Origin of the sequence: Anaerobutyricum soehngenii, from assembly GCF_009697165.1 — a bacterium.
Taxonomy (GTDB): domain Bacteria; phylum Bacillota; class Clostridia; order Lachnospirales; family Lachnospiraceae; genus Anaerobutyricum; species Anaerobutyricum soehngenii.
In genome coordinates, this window is sequence record NZ_VULP01000056.1 from 1 (window position 1) to 2,752 (window position 2,752).

Sequence of the window (2,752 nt, forward strand, 5' to 3'; positions counted from 1 at the left end):
GTATACGGTAAAACATGAGTACCCTAAATAAAAAAGACACTGATTTCTCAGCGCTCTTTTTTATTCTCCATCTTGCATATATCTGGTATTGATTCTGACCATGGCAACAAATCATCTATAAAGCTATAATCCGTATCTTCTTCATGCTCCATCATTTCTGTCAGCAGAAATTCCAAATACCGAAATGGATTTAGTCCGTTTGCCTTTGCTGTTTCTACTATACTGTAAACTAATGCACTGGCTTTTGCTCCGTTTATTGTATCTATCAGTCTCCATGTATGTTTATGCATACAGAAATTCCGTAACGCTGATTCGGTCGCATTATTATCTATTGGAACATTTCCATGGTTCAAAAATTCACGGAACTGTTTTTCGTGATTCAGGTAGTAGTTTACTCCCTTCATCGTCTTTCCTCCTTCTGGAACCATTTTTTCATCCCGTACTTTTTTTAGCCACGAAAACAAAGCTTCTACTAATGGTCTTACCAGAAGCTGTCGTTTTCTGTATCTTTCTTCGGCAGAGAGTTCTGCAAGTTGGTTATCCATGTGATAAATCCCGGCTATCCGTTCCAGTGCCTCGTGGGCAACCGTTCCTTTTGCTTTATCCCTCTGCTCTTTCGGTATTGCCTTTAGTGCTTCGGCAAAATACCGGCGGGCATGGGCATGACAGAACGCAAATGTGATATCCGGGTTCTCCCTGTCCATTTTTTCATATACCGCATAAGCATCACATTCACAGACTCCATGAAAGCCTTTCAGAAACTTTTGGGGATGTTCTGCTTTCCGGGTCTTTTGATATTCATAAAGAATGATCACCCGGTCCGTATGATACTTTCCTGAACGGTACACCCACATGAAACTCTTGCTGTTTGCCGGGCGTCCGTCTTTTGTGACTTCTACTGGAGTTTCATCCTGCTGTATCACGTCATACTCAAGCAGTAGCTCATGTAAACGGTAATACACAGGACTTAGATATCTCTCGCTGCACCGGATCACCCAGTTGGCCATTACCTGTTTAGAGATATTCACACCATTTCTTTTGAAATCTGTGGCAATCCTGTCAAGGGGCATACCATTTACATATTTTGCGTTCATGATACTTGCAACAAGGGAAGGGGTAGCGATACTGTTCCTTAAAAGACTTTTTGGTCGGAAAGCCTTTACGATCTTATCCGTTGTTTTTCCTGCGTAAACACAGACATGATGTTCTTCTACTGTATATTTAGCTGGCTCTACTTTTACCCGCATATACGTCTCGTCTGGAAGCTGTTTCCAACCGTTCTCTCCGAAGATATCTGTAAGTTCTTCCTTTGATAATGTATGGGAGATGGTCTCTACCGGCAGGGAGGAAAGGTCTTCTTTTCTCTTTCCCTTTTTCTTCGTGCGTTTCACTACTGCCTGGATAACGTCTTCTTCTACCGGTTCCACGACATAGATATTTTCGAGCAGGGCTTCTGCCTCATTAAAGGTAAAGCATAGCTGTCCATCTATCACATCCAGTTTTTCAGACTTCCGGCCATACCGATGATTCTGGGCAACAGCAAGCTGTTCTGCCAGACGGTCCAGTTTCCCGTTCATTTCTATCATCTGCTCCTGCAGTTTCAGAAAAAGTGTGATGAGAACTTCTTTACTACATTGATTCAATTCGTCCCTGCTAAATATCTCTGCCATGTGCTCTTTCCTTTCTAAGAAGTATTATACCTTAAAAAAGAAGAAAAAGCGAATCGCCTAAATGAGCGTATCCGTCATTTTTACTATAGAAAAAAGCTAGAGATTCTTTAAAAAACTAGCTGTTTTTTTAGTTTTTTAAAGAGTTATCCACAGATTTCTGGGTACAGCTTTCCATGGCAGAGAAAGGATAGGCCCCTTTGTGGACAGCTGGTTTTTATCCACAAAAATGAAAGATTTATTTTCTACATAATGCACAATCATAAAAGATATTTTGGTGGTGCGGTCAGTTCCTTTATCCTTTTCTTTGGCATGATAGATAATCCCTCCATCAGCCATTTGAACTGCTGCGGCGTGATCTCCTTAAGTTCATCTTCAGAACGAGGCCATTGAAAACGGCTGTCTGTAGAAAGCCGTTTGTAAACAAGACAAAATCCGTCTCCTTCAAAAACAAGCCCTTTTATCCTGTCCGTCCTGCGGCCACAGAATAAGAAAAGGACATTTTTCTCGTAAGGGTCACATCCAAAAGCTTCCCGTATCATTGCAGTAAGACCAGGGATTCCTTTTCGGAGATCTGTATAACCTACTTTCAAAAATATCCTTTTAAATCCAGTTGCGTCATTAAACATGAATCAGTCCCCGTATTTTTCTTAATAGTTCCTCCGAAGCAGTATTAGCAATCTCTACGGTCAGATTTTCTGAACGGATAATCACATCCGGTCTGAAAGTAGGTGTTTCTATCTCTGATGTGACAGGACGGATCTCGACAAATGCTGGAGGGGAATTTTTTTCTTCCTTAACATCAGGAACAAGTGCAGAAGAGACAGGAGAAGAGCTTTGAGATTCCATCTGCTGGTAAGCTTCCTGCCGGAGAATCCTCTGCCAGTAAAAGAATTGTTTATCGGAGATACCATTGGCTTTGCACCATGTGGTTTTTGGCATACCACTTGCAAGACATTCATTGATGATAGCTGTCCATTGTTCACAGCGTACTTTGTGTGTGATTTTATCCATAACATAACCTCCTGGGGTTATTATCTCATAGGAAAAGAGTTGTGTCATGGTACTCATGATTTACCGTGTAC

The 2,752-nt window shown here is 41.4% G+C and carries 3 protein-coding genes; all 3 read right to left on the reverse strand.

The features are described 5' to 3' along the window. Positions 1-47: 47 nt before the first annotated feature. Positions 48-1,670, reverse strand: a complete 1,623-nt coding sequence (gene tnpC / locus FYJ25_RS14225; RefSeq protein WP_154581589.1) for an IS66 family transposase — start codon at positions 1,668-1,670, stop codon at positions 48-50. A 257-nt stretch (positions 1,671-1,927) separates the two neighbouring features. After that, the gene (gene tnpB / locus FYJ25_RS14230; RefSeq protein ID WP_167513838.1) at positions 1,928-2,260 is read right to left on the reverse strand and encodes an IS66 family insertion sequence element accessory protein TnpB; all 333 of its coding nucleotides are present in this window, start codon (positions 2,258-2,260) and stop codon (positions 1,928-1,930) included. Positions 2,261-2,288: 28 nt separating this feature from the next. Continuing rightward, positions 2,289-2,681 (reverse strand): IS66 family insertion sequence element accessory protein TnpA, encoded by a 393-nt coding sequence (gene tnpA, locus FYJ25_RS14235; protein WP_154581591.1) that lies wholly within the window; start codon positions 2,679-2,681, stop codon positions 2,289-2,291. Positions 2,682-2,752: the final 71 nt, after the last annotated feature.